Here is a 21,293-nt window from a genome sequence, read left to right as displayed (position 1 = left end):
CATCGTCATGGATCAACCTACCCTGCCATTGCTTTCGCATGTGTCGCTCGGCACCAACGATTTCGACCGCGCCATCGCGTTCTACGATGCCGTGCTGCCCACGCTCGGCAGCAAACGGCTGATGCAGTTTCCCGGTGTCGCCGCTTACGGCCGCGAATTTCCGGAGTTCTGGGTTCAGGTCCCCATCGACGGCGCGCCCGCCAAGGTCGGCAACGGTACCCACATCGGTTTTAGCGCCGTTGACAAGGCGGCGGTGCATGCGTTTTACGACGCCGCCATTGCCGCCGGCGCGACCGACGACGGCGCGCCCGGCCCGCGCCCGTTGTACGAAGACCCCTATTACGGTTGCTTCGTTCGCGATCCGGATGGCCACAAGATCGAGGCCGCATTCTGGGATGCATCGCTCGAAGCCAAGCCGGCGCCCTGCTGCTAACGCGGCAGCAAAAAGCCCCGCAATGCGGGGCTTTTGGTAGGGTGCTGATCCGTTTCAGCCGAAACGGCGCTGACGCATCCACTTGGTGGCGATCCACTTCTCGCCGGCGCTGACCGGCGCGCCACCGTGCAAGGTCAGCGGATCAACCTGCTCCTGGCTGTTGGTGTATTCGAAATACACCGCGCTGCCCTTCTTCGGCGTCACCGAGAGACCCAGCTCGGGAAAGATCGTCTCCCCGCCGCTGGCAACGTCGTTCAGGTACATCACCATCGTCGAGACGCGCTGGCCGCCGTTGTTCAGATGCATCTGGCTGCCCGGATCGGCCACCGGAAAGTAATCGTAGTGCGGCTTGTATTCGCCTGCGGTCTTGTAGTTGAGGATCTGGATGCCCTCGCCATTCTCGATCGGCCAGTTCATCACCGCGGCGATGCGGGCATCGAGTCTGGCAATGAAGTCATTTTCGTTCAGCGTGAAAAACGTGCCAAAACTGGAGCGATCCGCAATGACCTCGTGCTTGCCGGTTTGCGGATCGACGATGGTCGAGCGCTGCAGCTTCTGCTCGGACTGGCAAATCAGCTCGTCACACTCTTCCGGCGACAGCAAACCGTCGAGCACGGCGATCACCGGCTGACCGATCCGGCTGACGATACGCACGTCGCGATCGGCAGTACGAATCACGTTGTCGACATGATTGAAGCGCGGCGCCTCGTATTGATAAGCACCCCCCGCTGCCGTGGTCCCGACCGCCGGCACGCTCTGAGCACTGCTGGACAACTGAAACACCACGGCGTTGGCAAACATCGGGTCGAAATTCTTTTCCACCATCACTTCAACCAGCGACATCGGCGCGCAGCCGCGTTGCAGATTGTCGGTGATCCAGCCCTGCCACTCGGGCGAGACGTGCGTGATCCGGTCCATGCGCATTCATCCAATTGTTGCTGATGCGCGCCATTCTTGACCGTCTGCCGCACGCTGTCACCTGCCGGGCATCATGCAATGCAACATCTGCGACACCTTGGTACGGGCTGCATAAATCTCGCAGCGCAACATCACCGATCATCGCGGAAGAACGGCCATTTTCAACCCGAAAACCCGTACCAGGGCATGCCTTGGCCTCCCCATGATTCGACCATCGGGACCGCCAATTTCGCAGCGGAGATGCGCGGCTTCAGGGTCAAGCCCCTGCAACAAAGCGGTAGCGCCGTCTGTGATAGAATTTCCCGTTCGATTCAACCGCTTGTGTGCTCCGCCATGGAATTGTCCGCACTGACCGCTCTTTCCCCGCTCGACGGCCGTTACGAAAAACAGCTCGCCGACCTGCGGCCACATTTCTCCGAGTTCGCGCTCGTCAAGAACCGCGTCATCGTCGAAATCGCCTGGCTCAAGGCGCTGGCCGCCGAGCCCGCCATTACCGAGCTCAAGCCGTTCTCGGCCGCGACCATCGCCGAACTCGACTCGGCCGCCGCCCGCTTCAGCCCCGAGCACGCGCTCGAAGTGAAGACGATCGAGCGCACCACCAACCATGACGTCAAGGCCGTCGAGTACTGGATGAAGGAACGCTTGTCGGGCAATGCCGAAGTCTCGGCCGCCAGCGAGTTCATCCACTTCGCCTGCACCTCGGAAGACATCAACAACCTCAGCCACGCGCTGATGCTCAAGGGCGCGCGCGACACCGTGCTGCTGCCACGCGTGCAAGAAATCGTCATCAAGTTCAAGGAACTGGCACACGCACTCGCCGATGCGCCGATGATGAGCCGCACCCACGGCCAGCCGGCGACGCCGACGACGATGGGCAAGGAAATGGCCAATATCGCCTTCCGCCTTGAACGCCAACTGGCCCGTCTGGAAAAAATCGAACTGCTCGGCAAGATCAACGGCGCGGTCGGCAACTACAACGCCCACCTGTCGGCCTACCCCGATTTTGACTGGGAAGGCTTCTGCCGCCGGTTTGTGGAAAGCCTCGGCATCACCTTCAACCCGTACACGATCCAGATCGAGCCGCACGATTACATGAGCGAGCTCTACGACACGTTCGCGCGCATCAACACCATCCTGATCGACGCCAATCGCGACATCTGGGGTTATATCTCGCTGGGCTTCTTCAAGCAGAAGGTCAACAAGAACGAAGTCGGTTCGTCGACCATGCCGCACAAGGTCAACCCGATCGATTTCGAGAACTCCGAAGGCAACCTCGGCCTCGCCAATGCGCTGCTCACGCATCTGAGCCAGAAGCTGCCGATCAGCCGCTGGCAACGTGACCTGACCGACTCGACCGTGTTGCGCAATATGGGCGTCGGTCTGGGTTACGCCCTGCTTGGCTACGCCTCGGCACTCAAGGGTCTGAACAAGCTGGAAGTGAACCGTCAGGCCATGCTCAACGATCTGGACGCCAACTGGGAAGTGCTGGCCGAGCCGATCCAGACCGTGATGCGCCGCTATGCCGTGCCGAATCCGTACGAACAGCTGAAAGCACTCACGCGCGGCCAGCGCGGCATGACGCGCGAGACGCTGGCGGTGTTCATCGACGGGCTCGATATTCCCGCGGACGAGAAGACCCGCCTCAAGGCCATGACCCCGGCCAGCTATCTCGGCTGCGCCGAGGAACTTGCGCGCCGGATCTGATTCACATAAACCTTTGAATACGACCCGGCGACGCCGGGTCGAGCAGGGAGTGGGACGTTGAAACGTAAAGTATTGATCGCCAGCATCAGCACGGTTGCCGTGCTCGCGGTGGCCTATGTCGGTGGCACCTGGTACGCCGGGCGCGCCGTACAAAACACCATGCAGAAACAGCATGAGTGGCTGGCGAGCCTGCCGTACTTCATCGTCAAGGATCGCAGCTATCATCGCGGCTGGTTCAGCTCGACCGAAACCGCCACGCTGCAGGTCAATCCGGACTACTACCGTTTCTTCCTCGAACGCGAAGGCGAGCCGCTGCCGGTGTTCGAGCTCAAGTACACCCAGAACGTCGCCCACGGCCCCTTGCCGCTGCTTGGTCGCTTCAACCTGCATCCCTACAAGGCGGTGGTCGACACCGAGTTCAAGTTCTCGCCGGAAACGCAGAAGTTTCTGTCGCGCTTCTTCGGCGAACAAAAACCGATCCAGATCGAGAACCGCATCGGCTTCAGCGACGACGGCGTGATGAACATCACGGTGCCGAGCTTCGATTACGAAGAGGCGATCTCCGGCGTCAAGGCCAAGTGGCAAGGCCTTGAGGCAACGCTCGATTACGGCGGCGACTTCAACAGCATCAAGCTGTCGGCCATGGCACCGGGCATGTCCGGCGAAGCCAAGGACAAGGGCAGCTTCAACTTCAGCAAACTCTCGGCCGAGCTCGATCACAAGCGCGGCAAGACCGGGCTGATGATCGGCAGCTCCAACATCAAGCTCGATCATTTCGCGCTCAATCTGGCCGAAGGCCAGCCGCTCAAGCTCGCACTCGACAAACTCGCCTACAACGGCCAGATCAGCGAGAAGGGTGAGTACATCGACGGCCTGGCGCGCTTCACGCTGGATAAACTGCTGCTCGACGACAAACCGTACGGCCCGGCAGAAATGGTCGCGACCGCCACCCACCTGCACGGCCCGACGCTGGCGAAGCTCTCGGACGGGCTGACCAAACTGCAAAAGCAGACGCTCACCCGTGATCAGTTCACCGATGCGGTGGTCAAGCTCGCCAAAACCGAAGGTATGCCGCTGTTGACCAACGATCCGAAGCTGGCGATCCAGTCGCTCAACGTCAAGCTGCCCGATGGCGCGATCCGCTTCTCGGCCGAAGTCGGTCTCAAGGGATTTGTCGCCGCCGACCTCGACAAGCCGGTCGATCTGGTCAGAAAACTGGATGCCCGTGCCGATTTCAATGTGCCACGCAAGGTGATCGAAACCGTCGCCAGCTGGCAGGCGCGCAATATGTTCGGCGGCAGCGAGTCGGGAATTTCCAACGATGACCTCGACTATCTGGTCGGCCAGTTTGTCGAAGGCCAGATCAACCGCCTCGCCGAGCAGAAACTGATCCGCGTCGACGGCGATCTGCTCTCGGCCGATGCCAAGCTGAGCGAGGGCGCGTTCACGCTCAACGGCAACAAGGTGCCGCTGCCGTGGGATCAGCCGCAGGACGGCGACACCGACGCCGAAGCGGCACCGAAGTAGCCCGCGTCGCAGCAATGCAACACCGACAAGGCCGCCCACGGGCGGCTTTGTCGCATTCCGGCTGGCCGCAGCCCCCCAAACATCGCCCTAGGGCCTAGCCCTTAGTTGACGCTGGCGCTCCGTATTCGCAACCATCGTGCCTCTCTATGACACTGCATTGGGGCCACCATGCGTATCGGCGTCGTTACCGATTCCTGCTGCGATCTGCCGCGCGACTTCATCGACGCCCACCGTATCGAGATCATGCCGATCGCGATCCATGGCGGCGGCAACAGCTTTGTCGACCATCGCGACCCGGCCGCGACCCAGGCCTTCTATCGCGACGGTTTGCAACTCGCCGCCGACTTCACCTCGGCGCCGCTGAGCCCGGAACAGATCTGCGCGCTCTTTCTTGATCGTCTGGTCGTCGATTTCGACTATGTGTTCTGCATCACGGTGATGAACTCGCGCAGCAAGATTTTCGAGCACGCCAGCCAGGCCGCGCGCGGCGTGCTGACCGACTACCGGCCGATCCGCGAAGCCGCCGGCCACAGCAAGCCGTTCTCGCTGCGCGTATTCGATAGCCAGAGCCTGTTTCCGGGCCAGGGGCTGATCGTCGCCGAAGTCGCCCGCCTCGCCGCCGAAGGCGCAACCACCAGCCGGATCATTGCGCACATCGAACGGCTGACGCAGACGACGCAAGCCTTCCTGATCCCGGCCGACCTGAGCCAGCTGCGCCAGCAGGCACGGCGCAAGGGGGACAAGAGCGTTGGCCTGGCATCCTACCTCCTGGGCAGCGCGCTCGACATCAAGCCGGTGATCCGTGGCTATCAGGGCGACACCCACCCGGTCGCCAAGGTGCGCGGCTTCGAGACCGGCGTGGACAAACTGTTCGCCACGGCCATCGAACACATCGAAGCCGGGCTGGACGCGCCGACCATCTGCGTCAGCTACGGCGGCGACCCACAGCGGGTGACCGCCATGCGCGGCTATCAAGCGATGCGCCAGGTCGCGCAGCGCCACGACGTCACGGTGCATCTGGCCGAAATGAGCACCACCGCCGGCGTCAACATCGGCGCCGGCGGCCTCGCGCTTGCCTTCGCCTCGCAGCGCGAGGCGCTTATCAACTGACCCTCGCTCCGCGAAGCACGACTCGACTGACCGTAGCCCGCAAGGCACGGCTAGACCGAACTCACCGAGATGTAAAAACGGACGCCAAGGCGTCCGTTCCATTTGAGTGCGGCGACTGCGCGTGCGGCTACTGGATGATCCCGCCGCCCAGGCAGACATCGCCACTGTAAAGCACCATCGACTGCCCAGGCGTAACGGCCCATTGCGGCGCGTCGAAGCTCAGCTCGACCCCACCGTCAACATAGCGCAGCACGCAGCCGGCATCCTGCTGGCGATAGCGGGTCTTGGCGGTATAGCGGCCTTCGGCCGGTGCTTCGCCGAGAATCCACGAGCAATCCTTGGCGACCAGCGTCGACTGCAGCAGCAAGGGATGATCATGGCCCTGCACGACGATCAGCGTGTTGCTGGCCATGTCCTTGCCGCCGACGAACCACGGCTCGCCGCTACCGGATTTATCGCCGCCGATTCCCAGCCCCGAGCGTTGGCCTAGGGTGTAATACATCAAACCCATGTGCTCGCCCATGAGCTTGCCTTCCGGCGTCACCATCTTGCCCGGCACCTTGGGTAGATAGCGGTTGAGGAAGTCGCGGAACGGCCGCTCGCCGATAAAGCAGATGCCGGTGCTGTCCTTCTTCCTGGCATTGTGCAGGCCGATTTCCTCGGCGATGCGGCGCACCTCGGATTTTTGCAGCCCGCCCAGCGGGAACACCGCCTGGCTCACCTGCGCCTGGCTCAGCCGGTACAGGAAGTAGGTCTGGTCCTTGCTCTGGTCGGCCGCACGGATCAGCTCGGTACGACCATCGGCGCGGACGCGGTTGCCACAATAATGGCCGGTCGCCATCTTGGCGCCACCAAGCTCGATCGCGTAATCGAGGAAGCATTTGAACTTGATTTCGCTATTGCAGAGGATGTCCGGGTTCGGCGTGCGACCGGCCGAGTACTCGGCGAGGAAATAGCTGAAGACCCGGTCCTTGTATTCCTTGGCGAAGTTGACGAGTTCGATGTCGATACCGAGCAGATCGGCGACCGCGATGGCGTCCATCGCGTCTTCCTTGATCGAACAGTATTCGTCGTTGTTGTCGTCTTCCCAGTTCTGCATGAACACGCCATGCACTGCAAAGCCCTGCGCCTTGAGCAGGTGCGCGGTGACCGACGAATCGACGCCGCCGGAGAGACCCACGACAATCTTGCTGCGCTCGCTCATGCCGCCTCCGGGCTGCGATCGAAATCGCGCAGCAGTTCAAGCGGATAGCGCTTGCCGGCCAGGTAATCGTCGATGCACGCCAGCAACAGCGGGCTGCGGTGCTCGCCGGCGCGGGCGACGATCTCGTCACGGCTCAACCACACCGCCGCCTCGATCCCGTCGTCGAGCGCACGCGCCGGCTCGACGCCAGTGACGTCGCCGGCGAAGGCAAAGCGCAGATACGTCAGCTCGGGCTGCTGCGGCGGACTCCACTGATAAACGCCGACCAGCGACGTCGGCACGAAGTGGTGCGCGGTTTCTTCCAGCGTTTCACGCACCGCAGCGGCGAGTATCGATTCACCGTGTTCGACATGGCCGGCAGGCTGATTCAGTCTTTTTTCGCCGAGGATGCGTTCCTCGACCAGCAAGAACTTGCCGTCGCGCTCGATCACCGCCGCGACGGTGGCATTGGGTTTCCACATACAAGCCGATTCTTCAAGCAAAACAGAATTTTACCCGATTTTCCCCAGCCCCACGCCGACCCAGTACCGCCCGCGCCAGCAGCAAGTGCAGCGATGCATCCGGGTGGCTGCCCCAGCTGATGCACCGCCTCCAGCAGGCGCTAAACCCGGAACCGGCCCACCAGCTCATTGAGCCGGCCGGCGATTTGCTCGACTTCGCCGGCGTTATCGGCCGTATGCCGGATCGAGGTGCTGGTTTCCTCAACCATCTGCGAAATATCCTCCACCCGCGATGCGATGCTATTGCTGGCCAGGCTCTGCTCCCGCGTGGCGGAAGCCACTTCGTGCAGGTGCGTCAGCGTGGATTCCGCACCGCGATGGATACGATCAAGCGACTCGGCGACGTTGCGGGACAACTCGACCCCGCGCACCACCTGTGGAATCGCCTCGTCCATGACCTCGGCCACGACCACCGTTTCACTCTGGATGGCAGTCAGCATCTGCTCGATGTCCACCGTCGCGCTGGCCGTCCGTTCCGCCAGCTTGCGCACTTCATCGGCGACCACGGCAAAACCGCGTCCCTGCTCGCCAGCGCGCGCGGCTTCGATCGCGGCATTCAGCGCCAGCAGATTGGTCTGACCGGCGATGTCCTTGATCACGGCGGCGATACTGGAAATCTCGCGCGCCTTGCTATCGAGCTGGCGAATCTGCCCGGTCGCCAGCGTGACGCTGCTGGCAATGTTCTCCATGGTGCTGGTGGCAGCAGTCACCTGGCCGACTCCGGTCTGCGCCAACTCGGTCGCCTGACGGGAGGTCTGCTCGGTCACATTCGAGCTATCGGAAATATGATTGATGCTGACGGTCAGCTCTTCCATCGCCGCCGCCATCGACGTGGTGGCATCGGCCTGGCGGCTGGCGGCCAGCGAAATCTCGCGGCTTGAATTGGCGATCTGCGAGGCCTGGCGACTCAGCAGCGCAGCATCATCGCGCACATTGCGCATCGCACCGCGCAAGCCCTGCACCATCTCGCCGAGCGAGGCCAGCATGCTCCCGGCCGGCGCATCGGCGATCTCCACCTGCAAATCCCCTTCGGCAACGCGGCGCATGATGGCGATGCCATCCTTGGGCTCACCCCCCAGCTGGCGCACGATGCTGCGGGTGATCAGCAGCGCCACGATGGCAACCCCGCAAGCCAGCAGCAGCAGCTTGCCGATGCCCCAGAGCAAGCTCTGTTTGAACTCACGCTCAACATCGTCGAGATAAACCCCGGTTCCCACGACCCAGTTCCATCCTGGAATCAGCGTGGCGTAGGAGACTTTGGGTTGCGGCTGATCCTCACCGGGTTTGGCAAAGTAGTAATCGACAAAGCCGCCTCCTTGCTGGGCCGCCGCCGTCAGCTCCTTCATCAGCAACTTGCCATTGCTGTCCTTCATGTCGCCCTTGTTCTGGCCTTCAAACTCCGGCTTGACCGGCTGCAAGCGATACACCTGATCGGTATCGAAAATGAAGAAGTATTCGCTTTTCTCGTAACGGACTTGCCGCAAGGTTTCAACAGCGCCCTTTTGCGCGTCCGCCACCGACATCGCCCCTTTCTGGCTCAGCGCGCGGTAATGCTCAATCACCCCGGCAGCCGTCTCCGCCTGACTTTTGACCTTGGCCATCCGATCCTGCAACAGGATCTGCCGCTCATCCATCAGGTTCAATGCGCAAAGCAGAATCATGCCCAGCACTGCCAAACCACTCAAAACCAACAAACGGGTACGTACCCGCCAGGCCATCAGCATATTCATCGTCTTCCCCTCGGTGCGTCCACTGGTGCCTGCACCTGTCCCGGGCAGCTCTTGCCAGCAGATATCGCCGCCCGACTATCCGGTCGGGCGATGACTTATGCCATAAGGGAAAACAGTAAATTAGCGCTAAAAATCAAAGCTGTATGCACATCCGCCACAAGCAGGAGGGTTCCTGCGTTCATTCCATCGGCATTCGTCATTCCAACGTCAGCAACTGTCGGCCTTCGGTGCCCGCTGTGCGGGTTAGCGCACCTTGTTAGGGCCACGCCGGCCGCGCTGCTTCGGCCGTCCCGGCGCGGCCACCGGTGCCGGCGGTTTAGGTGCCGCAACGCGCAACTCGTGCCATTGCCCTGGTGCCAGCCCGGCCAGGGTGTACTCGCCAATCGCGGCACGAATCAGCCGCAAGGTCGGAAAGCCAACCTTGGCGGTCATTCGCCGCACCTGCCGGTTTTTACCCTCGGCAATGATGATTTCCACCCACGAAGTCGGAATCGCCGCGCGGAACCGCACCGGCGGCGTCCGCGGCCACAGACCGGGCGGCTCGGCGATCACGCGCACCTGCGCCGGCTTGGTCACGAAGTCGCCCAGATCAACGCCGCAGCGCAGCGGCTCCAGATCCGCATCGCCCGGCGCACCATCGACTTGCACCCAGTAGGTTTTGGGCAACTTGTGTTTGGGATCGGCAATCCGCGCCTGCAAGGCACCCGAATCGGTCAGCAGCAGCAGTCCTTCCGAATCGGTATCGAGCCGGCCCGCCGGGTAGACATCCGGCACGTCCAGATAGTCGGCCAGCGACTGGTGCGGTGGGCTGGGCGAGAACTGACAGATCACGCCATAGGGTTTATTAAGCAGAATTAAACGAGCCATGCACTGATTTTACCGCTTGATTTAAGCAGTTGCCTTTGCATGACGTGAATCTTCACGCCATAATCGTAGTTTGTCTGCTGCTGTTACAGCATTGTCATAACCCCATCCGCAGGAAGCCCGCGATGAGTCAAAGTCACATCCAAGTCCCCGCCGAAGGCGCCAAGATCGTCCCGAACCTGGCAACGCCAGATAATCCGATTATTCCGTTCATCGAAGGCGATGGCATTGGTGTCGACATCACCCCGGTGATGAAGGATGTGGTCGACGCAGCCGTTGCCAAGTGCTACGGCGGCAGCCGCAAGATCCACTGGATGGAAATCTACTGTGGCGAGAAGGCCGCCAAGGTTTACGGCAACGACAACTACCTGCCGGAAGAAACCCTCGCCGCACTGAAAGAATACGTTGTCTCGATCAAGGGCCCGCTGGCCACGCCGATCGGTGGCGGCATCCGTTCGCTCAACGTCGCGCTGCGTCAGCAACTCGACCTCTTCGTCTGCCTGCGCCCGGTGCGTTACTTCTCCGGCGTACCGTCGCCGCTGAAGCGCCCGGATCTGACCGACATGGTGATCTTCCGCGAGAACACCGAAGACATCTACGCCGGCATCGAGTGGGAAGCGCAAACCGCCGACGCGAAGAAAGTCATCGATTTCCTGCAAGGCGAAATGGGCGTCAAGAAGATCCGTTTCCCGGAATCGTCCAGCATCGGCATCAAGCCGGTCAGCAAGGATGGCACCGAGCGTCTGGTGCGCAAGGCGATCCAGTACGCGATCGACAACAACCGCAAGAGCGTGACCCTTGTCCACAAGGGCAACATCATGAAGTTCACCGAAGGCATGTTCCGCCAGTGGGGTTACGACCTCGCCAAGCGCGAATTCGGTGGCGTTGAAGTCGATGGCGGCCCGTGGCTGCAACTGCCGAACGGCATCGTCATCAAGGACGTGATCGCCGACGCCTTCCTGCAGCAAATCCTGCTGCGCCCGGCCGAATACGACGTGATCGCCACGCTGAACCTGAACGGCGACTACGTGTCGGACGCGCTGGCAGCACAAGTCGGCGGCATCGGCATCGCCCCAGGCGCCAACCTGAGCGACAACATTGCTTGCTTCGAGGCGACCCACGGCACGGCACCGAAGTACGCCGGCCAGGACAAGGTCAATCCGGGCTCGCTGCTGCTGTCGGCGGAAATGATGCTGCGCCACATCGGCTGGAAAGAAGCCGCCGATCTGATCATCGCCGCGACCGAAAAAACCATCAAGGACAAGGTCGTGACCTATGACTTCGCCCGCCTGATGGACGACGCTGAAGAAGTGTCGTGCTCCGCTTTCGGCAAGGCAATCATTGCCCGGATGTAATCCGGTGCAATGTGCTGCAAAAAACCCCGCCAAGGCGGGGTTTTTTCTTGGCGGCTCGCCGGATCACAGTACTTTCAGCATAAAAAAACCCCGCCGAAGCGGGGTTTTCATCACATCTGGAGTGCTTAAGCGCTCTGGATGTTGGCTGCTTGCTTGCCCTTAGGGCCTGCCGCTACTTCAAACGACACGCGCTGGCCTTCTTTGAGGGTCTTGAAGCCCGGCATGTTGATCGCGGAGAAGTGAGCGAAGATGTCTTCGCCGCCTTCGTCCGGAGTGATGAAGCCGAAGCCCTTGGAATCATTGAACCACTTAACAGTACCCGTTGCCATTTGGGGTCTTTCTCCAGAATAAAACTTGTTGACGCATTACACCCTTACGGGGGATTCAGGCCTGACCTCAAGACCAACGCAGCGGAAATACCGATACGGCGTGATACTTGTCGATCAAACACAGCACATTTTTACGCGACATTGACGAAACAGGTCAAGCAGATCGCAAAGCAGATTTATTGAGTGTTGTTTGCCCGGCACGCTTGAAAAGCCCTCCTTAAAGACCAAAATAAAAGAGCGGAGACAATTGGAAAATCATGGCGACACAGCATCAACTCGATCCGGAACTCGTACACAAGGAGCGTCACGCCGCCCCACCGCCCATGTATCGGGTGGTACTGCTCAACGACGATTTCACCCCGATGGAGTTCGTCATTGACGTGCTCCAGCAATTTTTCGGACTGGGGCTTGAACAAGCAACGATCGTGATGCTCAAAGTGCATAACGAGGGCCGCGGGATCTGCGGCATTTACCCCAGAGACATCGCCGCCACCAAGGTCAGCCAGGTGAGCCAGTATGCCCACCAGCACCAACACCCGCTTCAATGCATCATGGAGGTGAACGAATGATCGCCCAAGAACTGGAAGTGAGCCTCCACATGGCCTTCATGGAGGCCAGACAGAAGCGTCACGAATACATCACGGTCGAGCACTTGCTGCTCGCCCTCCTCGACAACCCGTCGGCCGCCGAAGTATTGCGCGCGTGCAGCGCCAATATCGATGAGCTGCGCCGGCAATTGGCCGATTTCGTCACCGAGCACACCCCGGTGGTCTCGGGCGCGGGTGAGGTCGAAACGCAGCCGACGATCGGCTTCCAGCGCGTGATTCAGCGTGCGATTTTGCACGTGCAAAGCTCGGGCAAGAAGGAAGTCACCGGCGCCAATGTACTGGTCGCCATCTTCGGAGAGAAAGACAGTCATGCGGTGTACTTCCTGCATCAGCAGGGCATCACCCGACTCGACGTGGTCAATTTCATCTCGCACGGCATCGCCAAGGCCGGCGGTAGCGCGCAGCCGACGCCGAAGCCCGAATCCTCCGGCGAGGAGCACGAGGGCGATGTCGCCGCAGGCGGGGCACTGGAGAACTTCACCCAGAACCTCAACCAGCAGGCGCTGGCGGGCAAGATCGATCCGCTGATCGGCCGTGATGCCGAGCTTGAGCGCGTGATACAAATTCTCTGCCGCCGTCGTAAGAACAACCCGCTGCTGGTCGGCGAAGCCGGGGTTGGCAAAACCGCCATCGCCGAAGGCTTGGCACGTTGCATCGTCGAAGGCGACGTGCCCGACATCCTCGCCGATGCGACCGTCTACGCACTCGACATGGGTGCGCTGCTGGCCGGCACCAAGTATCGCGGCGATTTCGAGCAACGCCTGAAGGCGGTGATCAAGCAGCTGACCGAAGAGCGCAACGCCATCCTGTTCATCGACGAAATCCATACCCTCGTCGGTGCCGGCGCGGCATCGGGCGGTACGCTGGATGCATCCAATCTGCTCAAACCCGCGCTGTCCAATGGCACGCTCAAGTGCATCGGTGCAACCACTTATACCGAGTACCGCGGCATCTTCGAGAAGGACAATGCACTATCGCGTCGCTTCCAGAAAATCGACGTGGCCGAACCGACGGTGCAGCAGACCATCGAAATTCTCAAGGGACTGAAAGAGCGCTTCGAACAACACCATGGCGTCAAGTACACGCTGTCGGCCTTGACCACCGCAGCCGAGCTGTCGGCCAAGTACATCAACGACCGTCACCTGCCCGACAAAGCCATTGACGTCATCGATGAGGCGGGCGCGGCACAAAAGATCCTGCCACGCTCGAAACAGAAGAAAACGATCAACAAGCACGAGATCGAAGAGATCGTTTCCAAGATCGCCCGGATCCCGCCCAAGAGCGTCTCCAATGATGACAAGAGCGCGCTGAAAACACTCGATCGCGACTTGCGGAACGTCGTGTTTGGCCAGGACAAGGCGATTGAGGCCCTGGCAACGTCGATCAAGATGGCGCGCGCCGGCCTCGGCAACCCGCAGAAACCGATTGGCGCCTTCCTGTTCAGTGGCCCGACCGGTGTCGGCAAGACCGAGGTAGCGCGCCAGTTGGCGTATACGCTCGGCATCGAGCTGATCCGCTTTGACATGTCCGAATACATGGAGCGCCACGCGGTCAGCCGGCTGATCGGCGCACCACCGGGCTATGTCGGTTTCGAACAAGGCGGACTGATGACCGAGGCGGTCAACAAGCATCCGTATGCGGTACTGTTGCTCGACGAGATCGAGAAGGCGCATCCGGACATCTTCAATGTGCTGTTGCAGGTGATGGATCACGGCACGCTGACCGACAACAACGGTCGCAAGGCGGATTTCCGCAACGTGATCCTGGTGATGACGACCAATGCCGGCGCCGAGAGCCTGAACCGGCCGGTGATGGGCTTTACTGCCAAGAAGGAAACCGGCGACGAGATGCAGGAGATCAAGCGCATATTCACGCCGGAATTCCGCAACCGGCTGGACGCGGTGATTCCGTTCGCGCCGCTGTCGACCGAAATCATCCTGCAAGTGGTCGACAAATTCCTGCTGCAGCTGGAGATGCAGTTGCAAGAGAAGAAGGTCGATGCGCACTTCACGCCGGCACTGAAGGAAATGCTGGCAAAGCAAGGCTTCGATCCGTTGATGGGGGCACGCCCGATGGCGCGGCTGATCCAGGACACCATCCGCAAGGCACTGGCCGACGAATTGCTGTTCGGTCGGCTGACCCACGGTGGCGACGTGACCATCGACATCGGCGAGGACGGCAAGGTGGTGCTCGATTTCCCGATCACCGAACCCGTCCCGGCTTGATCCTCTCCAGCTAGCCGGCAAAAACAAACCCCGCAGATGCGGGGTTTGTTTTTGCCGGAAGCCGAAGCATCAAGACTGCTGCACAATCACCGTTTGCGCCGGCATTGGCGCCGGGAAATCGGCACCCAGCACGTCTTTGATCATCTTGTTGGTATCGAAATACACCTGCCAGTAGTTGTCATTGTGGCAGTACGGCCGCACCGCCAGCACCGGGCCAACCAGATTGAACTCGAGGATTTCCACGTCAACGGCAGGCTCCGCCAAGACGTTCGGAATTGCCGCGATCCGCCCTTTCAACGCGGCAATTGCAGCCTGATAATCGGCCGAACCGGCCAGCTGCGCCTTGAGTTCCACGCGGCGGAACGGGTTGTGAGTGAAGTTCTGGATGGTATCGCTGAAAATCTTGTTGTTACCCACCAGCGTCAGCACATTGTCCGGGGTATCGATCACAGTGCAAAACAGACCGATCTCCTTAACGGTACCGGTTACACCACCGGCGCTGACAAAATCACCCACCTTGAACGGCCGCAGCACGATGATGAATGCACCACCGGCAAAGTTGGCCAACAAACCCGACCATGCCATGCCGACGGCAAGACCAAGCGCCGCGATCAATGCAGCGAAGGTCGTCGTCTGCACGCCGAAGTAACCAAGGATACCGATGACCAGCAAGATGTTCAGCGTGACGGTAATCACCGAGCCAACGTAACGCAGCACGGTTGGATCAACCTTCTGCTTTCCCAGCGATTTCTGCACCAGACCGACAGCAAAACCGATCAGCCAACGACCAATCACCCAAAAGGCTATGGCGGCCAATAGTTTCACGCCCACCGTGGTGGCATATTCGGTGAGCAGTGTTTGCAGCTGCCCGGCTTTCTCCATCCCCGTATTAACAATATTCAAATCTGCCATGATATCTCCCTGATTTAATCGTTTAGGCTTACACCAAGCCAGCATATGCTAAGGGGCTAATGCTCGCCAAGCGTTTTTCCCCGCGGATGATGCGCATGCAGGGCTTGCAGCCGTTGTCGGGCAATATGCGTGTAAATCTGCGTCGTGCTGATATCGGCATGGCCGAGCAGGCTTTGTACTATGCGCAAATCGGCGCCATGATCGAGCAGATGGGTGGCGAAGGCGTGGCGCAACACATGCGGGCTGAGTTTGCCGGCATCGATACCCGATTCCCCTGCATATTGCTTGATGATGTACCACGCGCCTTGGCGGGTCATCGGCTCGCCGCGCTGGTTGACGAACACCGTCGGCGCAAAACGGCCAGCCACCAGCAATGCACGCGCCTCGATCAGATAGCGCTTGAGCCAGTCCTGCGCGATCTCACCAACCGGCACCAGTCTCTGCTTGTCACCCTTACCATGCAGGACGGTGAGATAGCCATCCCCGAGATGCAAGGCATCACTACCGAGCGCGACCAGCTCGGAAACTCGCATTCCGGTGGCGTACATCAATTCCAGCATGGTGCGATCGCGCAAACCGGCGGGCCGATCGACATCCGGCGCCGCCAGCAGCGCCTCAACCTGCCCTTCGCTCAGTACTTTCGGCAGTGGCCGCACCCGTTTGGGTGAGCGCAACGTTTCGGTCGGATCCTTATCAATACGCTCGGCCTGTTGCCAGTGGCGATAGAACTTGCGCAGGCTCGCCAGCCGTCGCGCCAGTGTCGCCGCCTTGAGCGTCCGAGCCTGACGAGCCAGAAATGCCTGCACATCGTCGCGGCGAGCGGCAAGCAGCGCAATGCCGGCTTCGTTCAGCCAGTCGGCCCAAATACCAAGGTCTAGTCGATAACTGTTCACCGTGTGCGTCGCCAATTGTTCGGCCAGCCAGATCGCATCGACGAATTCGTCGATCAACACCTCATCTTCCGGCCTTCTCACCGCAACCAGCCTTCATGCCCAAGCAGATATCGCTTGATCGGCAACCAGTCGATACCAAGCCGGCGAGCGTTGAAGCCACCCAAGCCGTTGCCTGCGACGACGCGATGGCATGGGATCACCAGTGGCAGCGGATTGGCGCCGCAGGCACCACCCACCGCACGCGCACTCGAGCCGAGCACCGAGGCGATCTCACCGTAGCGCAGCACCTGTCCGGTCGGGATCGTCGCAATGGAGCGCCAGACCCGCCGCTGATGCTCGGTGCCTTCGAGGCGATAGGGCAAATCGAAGCGGAAGTGCGCATCGTCAAAATAGGCCGCCAGCTGCCGCGAGACGTCACTCAGCACCCCGAGCGCGGGCAAGCGCAACGGTGCAGCGGCCGGTAAAAAATCCAGCCGGAGCAGCACGTCATCTGCGGCCATCAACCCAAGCGGGCCTATGGGGCTGGCAATAATGGCGTGGTAATTGGCGTACTCGATCGCGTTTAGCATGGCGACTCTCCTTACCAGCATGATATCGCGGCGCATAAAAAAAACGCGGAGCCTGAGCCCCGCGTTTTTCGCAGAAGGACGTTGCCTTACTTGGCAGCAGCCACGGTCTTGCGAGCCGGCAGCTTTTCCTTGATACGTGCGGACTTGCCCGAACGCTCGCGGAGGTAGTACAGCTTGGCGCGACGAACATCACCACGACGCTTCACTTCGATCGAAGCGACCAGCGGCGAGAACGTTTGGAAAGTACGCTCGACGCCTTCGCCCGACGAGATCTTGCGGACGATGAAGGCGCTGTTCAGACCGCGGTTACGCTTGGCGATAACAACGCCTTCGTAAGCCTGCAGACGCTCACGCGTACCTTCCTTCACCTTGACTTGAACGATCACGGTATCGCCCGGTGCGAATTCCGGAATGGTCTTGCCCAGACGAGCGATTTCTTCTTGTTCGAGTTGCTGAATCAGATTCATTGCATTACTCCTTTCGAAGCTTGTTCCTTCATCCCTGTGCGGGAGAGCCGGTTGATCCGTGCTCAGACTGAAATTCAGTCAGAAGACGAGCTTCCTCTTTTGAAAGCTGACGATCCACAAGCAGATCCGGGCGGCGCAACCAGGTGCGGCCCAGCGCTTGCTTCAAACGCCAGCGACGTATGTTGGCATGATTTCCCGAAAGCAGAACTTCCGGAACCGCCATACCGCGGTAATTTTCGGGACGGGTGTAATGCGGGCAATCGAGCAAGCCGTCCACAAACGAATCTTCTTCGGCGCTTGCCTGAGTATTCAATACTCCGGGCCATAGCCTGGCGATCGAATCGATCAATACCATCGCCGGCAGCTCACCGCCGGACAGCACGTAATCGCCGATCGATATTTCCTCGTCGACTTGCCGCGCGATCAGCCGCTCATCAACGCCCTCATACCGGCCACACAGCAAAATCAAGCCATCGAGGGCCGCGATTTCAACTGCCTTGGCATGGGTCAACGGTGCGCCTTGCGGTGACAGGTAAACCACCCTGCCAGCCACACCTTGCTCCCGCTGACGCGCCTTGGCCGCTTCGATCGCCTGCTCCAGCGGTTCAGGCTGCATCACCATGCCGGGACCGCCACCGAAGGGGCGATCGTCTACACGGCGATAGTTATCAACGGTGAAGTCGCGTGGATTCCACGTTTGCAACGCGAAAATCCCCAGCTCCACCGCTCGTCGTGTCACCCCATGCAAGGTGATCGCTTCGAACATTTCCGGGAACAACGAGACAACGTCAATCTGCCGCGTCATGCCGCTCAATAGTCCAGGCCCCAGTCAACGGTGATGCAACGCGCATCGACATCGACCTTGAGCACGACCTGCGCAACGAAAGGCAGCAGCCGTTCCGTCTCGGCACCTTTCACCACCAAGACATCGTTGGCACCGGTTTCGAACAGCTTTTCAACCTTGCCGAGCACTTCATCCGCCGTATTCACGACGGCCATGCCAACAAGATCGGACCAGTAATACTCGTTTTCGGCCGCCGCAGGCATCAGGCTGCGCGGAACCGCAACCTGGTAGCTTTTCAGCGCAAATGCCGCATCACGACCATCCACCCCGACCAGTTTGGCCGCGAGCTTCTTGGTATGCACTGCGCCCTCTTCGAGGGTGTAGCTGCGCCAATCGCCATCGCGGCTCAACCACCAGGTGTCGTAATCGAGCAAGCTGTCTGCGTGTTCGGTATCGGCGACGACATTAAGCCAGCCACGAATGCCAAACGCCCCGCTGACATAACCCATGACGACCAGATCGTCCGGGACTGCCTGCGGGGCAGAAGGAGTGCGTACCACGGCGAGCTTACGCAGCGACCGGGGTGTAGCCCTTCAGCAGCTTGGCAACCGAGTCATTCACTTGGGCGCCAACGCCGACCCAGTAATTAACGCGATCCATTGCCAGGCGCAGGCCTTCTTCGCTTTCCGATGCCAGCGGGTTGTAGAAACCCACGCGCTCGATGAAGCGGCCGTCGCGACGGTTGCGCGAATCGGAGACAACGACGTTGTAGAACGGACGGTTCTTGGCGCCGCCGCGGGAAAGACGAATCACAACCATGGTAGATATCCAGTAAATCGAGTTTATGCGAAACAGCCGATTGTACGAGAAAAAGTCAAGCCAGTACAAGCCCGTCGAGCGGCAACGGCGCGGTAGATCCTCACATGCCGGGCAACATGCCCTTCATGCCGCGCATCATTTTTGCCATGCCGCCCTTGCTGAACTGCTTCATCATCTTCTGCGTTTGCTCGAACTGATTGAGCAGTTTGTTGACTTCCTGCACCGACACGCCGGCACCGCTGGCAATGCGGCGCTTGCGGCTGGCCTTGATCAGTTCCGGTTTTTTGCGCTCGGTCGGCGTCATCGAATTGATGATCCCCTCGATCCGCGCGACGGCCTTATCGTTCACCTGCTGATTGGCCATATCGCCCAGCTGGCCCATGCCCGGCAACTTGTCGAGCAGCGCGGACATGCCGCCCATCTTCTTCATCTGGCCGATTTGCGCCTTGAAGTCTTCCAGGTCAAAGCCCTTGCCGGACTTGACCTTCTTCATCATTTTCAGCGCTTCGGCTTCATCGACGTTCTTTTGCACGTCTTCGATCAGGCTGAGTACGTCGCCCATGCCGAGAATCCGGCTCGCCATCCGGTCCGGATAGAAGGGTTCGATCCCGCTGAGCTTTTCGCCCACGCCGATGAACTTGATCGGCTTGCCGGTCACATGCCGCACCGACAAGGCCGCGCCACCGCGCGAGTCGCCGTCCATCTTGGTCAACACCACGCCGGTCAGCGGTAGTGTCTCGTTGAATGCCTGGGCGGTATTCACCGCATCCTGACCTTGCATCGCATCGACGACGAACAGCGTCTCGATCGGCGTGACCGCGGCATGGACGGCCTTGATCTCGGCCATCATCGCTTCGTCGATCGCCAGACGGCCGGCGGTATCGACAATCAGCACATCGAAGAAATGCCGCTTGGCGTGATCGAGCGCGGCCAGCGCGATAGCGACCGGCTTCTGCGATGCGTCGGACGGGAAGCACTCGACCTCGATCTGGCCGGCGATGGTCTTGAGCTGCTCGATAGCCGCCGGACGATAGACGTCGGCAGAAACAAGCAGCACTTTTTTCTTTTGTTCTTCTTTCAGCCGCTTGGCGAGCTTGCCGGAAGTCGTGGTCTTGCCCGCCCCCTGCAAGCCGGCCATCAGCACCACCGCAGGCGGCACCGCAGCCAGATTGAGGCCGTCGTTTTGCGCGCCCATCAGCTTGGTCAGTTCTTCATACACCACGCCGATCAGCGCCTGCCCCGGCGTCAGGCTGCCGATGACTTCCTGACCCAGCGCCCGTACCTTGACATCGGCGACAAAGCCCTTGACCACCGGCAATGCCACATCGGCCTCAAGCAGCGCCATGCGTACTTCGCGCAGCGCGTCCTGGATATTGTCCTCGGTCAACCGGGCGTTACCGCGCAGCGTCTTGACGACTCCGGAGAGACGAGTGGACAGATTCTCAAGCATGAATACGACCCTTTCCCGGCCCGCGCTGGCGCGGCCGCTCTGTTAGACTGTGGATTCCCGCATTCTACCCGATTTGCTCCAGTGACCTGGCTCGCAGCTTCCGCGCTCGTCGTCTATCTGGGCTTGGGATGGCATTTTTGCCGTTCCCGCCTCTCCAGAACAGCCCCGCCACGCCCCGGCCTCGAGCATGGATTACTCCTGCTCGCACTGGCCCTGCATGGCTTGTCGCTGTGGCCGCATATGGCACAAAGTCCACTGCGCTTCGGCGCCGCTGAGGCGCTGTCGCTCACCGCATGGCTGGCACTGTTGATTTATCTGGTCGGCCATCTCGCCTACCGGCTTGAAGGCCTGCAACCGATTCTGCTGGTGATTGTCTGCGCCATGCTGGGGATCAGCTTGGTGCTTCCGCCCGGTCACGCGCTGACTTATGCGCAGAGCGCGGTATCGCGGCTGCATTTTCTCACCGCGATGCTGGCTTATGGCCTGTTCGCCAATGCCGCCGGCATCGCCATTCTGATGCGCCTCGCCGATCAGCGCCTGCACCATGCCGACGCGCACATCCTGCTCCGGCAATTGCCGCCACTGCTCGCGCTGGAGCGGCTATTGTTCGCTTGCGTTGGCTTCGGCTTTGCCATGCTCAGCGTCGCGCTGATTACCGGCGCGGTCTTTGCCGAACACATCTACGGCCATCAACCGGGCCTGGGTCACAAGGTCGTCTTCTCGGTCGCCGCCTGGCTGTGCTTCGCGACCTTGCTGATCGGCCGTCATCTGCTTGGCTGGCGAGGTCGTACTGCCTCGCGTTTTACGCTGGGCGGCTGCATTTTATTGTTGCTCGGCTATGCCGGCACGCGCTTCGTGATCGAAACCTTGCTGCGCCACAGCGCCTGACGTC

The 21,293-nt window shown here is 60.6% G+C and carries 22 protein-coding genes; 8 read left to right on the top strand and 14 right to left on the bottom strand.

Annotation, left to right across the window (positions count from 1 at the left end):
* Positions 1–7 precede the first annotated feature (7 nt).
* Positions 8–433 carry a VOC family protein gene (locus JLC71_RS00310; protein WP_200916705.1) on the top strand — a complete coding sequence of 142 codons (426 nt, stop codon included), beginning with the start codon at positions 8–10 and terminating at the stop codon, positions 431–433.
* A gap of 54 nt (positions 434–487) precedes the next feature.
* On the opposite strand, the gene JLC71_RS00305 is transcribed toward JLC71_RS00310, so the two are convergent.
* Positions 488–1,351, bottom strand: coding sequence for a 2OG-Fe(II) oxygenase (locus tag JLC71_RS00305; RefSeq protein ID WP_200916704.1), 864 nt, complete (start codon positions 1,349–1,351; stop codon positions 488–490).
* 333 nt (positions 1,352–1,684) lie between these two features.
* Between JLC71_RS00305 and purB the strand changes: the two genes are divergently transcribed.
* The 3 genes from purB (at position 1,685) to JLC71_RS00290 (ending at position 5,692) form a co-directional block, all read left to right on the top strand.
* Complete coding sequence (purB, locus tag JLC71_RS00300; protein ID WP_200916703.1) at positions 1,685–3,055, top strand: adenylosuccinate lyase; 1,371 nt, start codon at positions 1,685–1,687, stop codon at positions 3,053–3,055.
* Between the two features lie 57 nt (positions 3,056–3,112).
* Entirely contained in the window at positions 3,113–4,582 is a 1,470-nt protein-coding gene (locus JLC71_RS00295) for a YdgA family protein (protein ID WP_200916702.1), read from the top strand.
* A gap of 168 nt (positions 4,583–4,750) precedes the next feature.
* The gene (locus tag JLC71_RS00290; protein WP_200916701.1) at positions 4,751–5,692 is read left to right on the top strand and encodes a DegV family protein; all 942 of its coding nucleotides are present in this window, start codon (positions 4,751–4,753) and stop codon (positions 5,690–5,692) included.
* Between the two features lie 127 nt (positions 5,693–5,819).
* Here JLC71_RS00290 and mnmA read toward each other — a convergent pair whose 3' ends face one another.
* From mnmA to JLC71_RS00270, 4 genes are all read right to left on the bottom strand, one after another.
* Complete coding sequence (gene mnmA, locus JLC71_RS00285; RefSeq protein ID WP_200916700.1) at positions 5,820–6,896, bottom strand: tRNA 2-thiouridine(34) synthase MnmA; 1,077 nt, start codon at positions 6,894–6,896, stop codon at positions 5,820–5,822.
* Positions 6,893–7,357: an NUDIX hydrolase gene (locus JLC71_RS00280; RefSeq protein ID WP_200916699.1), complete on the bottom strand. Its 465-nt coding sequence runs from the start codon at positions 7,355–7,357 to the stop codon at positions 6,893–6,895. Before JLC71_RS00280 ends, mnmA begins: the two co-directional genes overlap by 4 nt.
* 140 nt (positions 7,358–7,497) lie before the next feature.
* Positions 7,498–9,126 (bottom strand): methyl-accepting chemotaxis protein, encoded by a 1,629-nt coding sequence (locus JLC71_RS00275; RefSeq protein WP_200916698.1) that lies wholly within the window; start codon positions 9,124–9,126, stop codon positions 7,498–7,500.
* Positions 9,127–9,369: 243 nt separating this feature from the next.
* Positions 9,370–9,993: a pseudouridine synthase gene (locus tag JLC71_RS00270; RefSeq protein ID WP_200916697.1), complete on the bottom strand. Its 624-nt coding sequence runs from the start codon at positions 9,991–9,993 to the stop codon at positions 9,370–9,372.
* A gap of 122 nt (positions 9,994–10,115) precedes the next feature.
* Between JLC71_RS00270 and icd the strand changes: the two genes are divergently transcribed.
* Positions 10,116–11,345, top strand: a complete 1,230-nt coding sequence (icd, locus tag JLC71_RS00265; RefSeq protein WP_200916696.1) for an NADP-dependent isocitrate dehydrogenase — start codon at positions 10,116–10,118, stop codon at positions 11,343–11,345.
* A gap of 125 nt (positions 11,346–11,470) precedes the next feature.
* On the opposite strand, the gene JLC71_RS00260 is transcribed toward icd, so the two are convergent.
* On the bottom strand, positions 11,471–11,674 hold the full coding sequence (locus JLC71_RS00260; RefSeq protein ID WP_200916695.1) for a cold-shock protein: 204 nt from the start codon (positions 11,672–11,674) through the stop codon (positions 11,471–11,473).
* Positions 11,675–11,931: 257 nt separating this feature from the next.
* Here JLC71_RS00260 and clpS point away from each other — a divergent pair, with 257 nt between their 5' ends.
* Both clpS and clpA read left to right on the top strand, forming a co-directional pair.
* The gene (gene clpS / locus JLC71_RS00255; RefSeq protein WP_200916694.1) at positions 11,932–12,243 is read left to right on the top strand and encodes an ATP-dependent Clp protease adapter ClpS; all 312 of its coding nucleotides are present in this window, start codon (positions 11,932–11,934) and stop codon (positions 12,241–12,243) included.
* Complete coding sequence (gene clpA, locus JLC71_RS00250) at positions 12,240–14,507, top strand: ATP-dependent Clp protease ATP-binding subunit ClpA (protein ID WP_200916693.1); 2,268 nt, start codon at positions 12,240–12,242, stop codon at positions 14,505–14,507. Before clpS ends, clpA begins: the two co-directional genes overlap by 4 nt.
* 69 nt (positions 14,508–14,576) lie before the next feature.
* Here clpA and JLC71_RS00245 read toward each other — a convergent pair whose 3' ends face one another.
* The 8 genes from JLC71_RS00245 to ffh form a co-directional block, all read right to left on the bottom strand.
* The gene (locus JLC71_RS00245) at positions 14,577–15,464 is read right to left on the bottom strand and encodes a mechanosensitive ion channel family protein (protein ID WP_236250928.1); all 888 of its coding nucleotides are present in this window, start codon (positions 15,462–15,464) and stop codon (positions 14,577–14,579) included.
* Between the two features lie 11 nt (positions 15,465–15,475).
* Positions 15,476–16,372 (bottom strand): site-specific tyrosine recombinase XerD, encoded by an 897-nt coding sequence (gene xerD / locus JLC71_RS00240; protein ID WP_236250927.1) that lies wholly within the window; start codon positions 16,370–16,372, stop codon positions 15,476–15,478.
* A gap of 17 nt (positions 16,373–16,389) precedes the next feature.
* Positions 16,390–16,881, bottom strand: a complete 492-nt coding sequence (locus tag JLC71_RS00235; RefSeq protein ID WP_236250926.1) for a methylated-DNA--[protein]-cysteine S-methyltransferase — start codon at positions 16,879–16,881, stop codon at positions 16,390–16,392.
* 86 nt (positions 16,882–16,967) lie between these two features.
* Positions 16,968–17,348 carry a 50S ribosomal protein L19 gene (gene rplS / locus JLC71_RS00230; RefSeq protein ID WP_200916692.1) on the bottom strand — a complete coding sequence of 127 codons (381 nt, stop codon included), beginning with the start codon at positions 17,346–17,348 and terminating at the stop codon, positions 16,968–16,970.
* A gap of 28 nt (positions 17,349–17,376) precedes the next feature.
* Positions 17,377–18,153 carry a tRNA (guanosine(37)-N1)-methyltransferase TrmD gene (gene trmD, locus JLC71_RS00225; protein ID WP_200916691.1) on the bottom strand — a complete coding sequence of 259 codons (777 nt, stop codon included), beginning with the start codon at positions 18,151–18,153 and terminating at the stop codon, positions 17,377–17,379.
* Between the two features lie 5 nt (positions 18,154–18,158).
* Entirely contained in the window at positions 18,159–18,641 is a 483-nt protein-coding gene (rimM, locus tag JLC71_RS00220) for a ribosome maturation factor RimM (RefSeq protein ID WP_200916690.1), read from the bottom strand.
* Between the two features lie 58 nt (positions 18,642–18,699).
* The gene (gene rpsP, locus JLC71_RS00215) at positions 18,700–18,951 is read right to left on the bottom strand and encodes a 30S ribosomal protein S16 (protein WP_200916689.1); all 252 of its coding nucleotides are present in this window, start codon (positions 18,949–18,951) and stop codon (positions 18,700–18,702) included.
* 100 nt (positions 18,952–19,051) lie between these two features.
* Entirely contained in the window at positions 19,052–20,401 is a 1,350-nt protein-coding gene (gene ffh / locus JLC71_RS00210; RefSeq protein ID WP_200916688.1) for a signal recognition particle protein, read from the bottom strand.
* A 240-nt stretch (positions 20,402–20,641) separates the two neighbouring features.
* Here ffh and JLC71_RS00205 point away from each other — a divergent pair, with 240 nt between their 5' ends.
* Positions 20,642–21,289 carry a cytochrome C assembly family protein gene (locus JLC71_RS00205; RefSeq protein WP_200916687.1) on the top strand — a complete coding sequence of 216 codons (648 nt, stop codon included), beginning with the start codon at positions 20,642–20,644 and terminating at the stop codon, positions 21,287–21,289.
* Positions 21,290–21,293: the final 4 nt, after the last annotated feature.

It is taken from the genome of Jeongeupia sp. HS-3 (assembly GCF_015140455.1).
Taxonomy (GTDB): domain Bacteria; phylum Pseudomonadota; class Gammaproteobacteria; order Burkholderiales; family Chitinibacteraceae; genus Jeongeupia.
The sequence above is the reverse complement of the archived record's forward strand: the minus strand, read 5'-3'. Positions and strand labels throughout refer to the sequence as shown.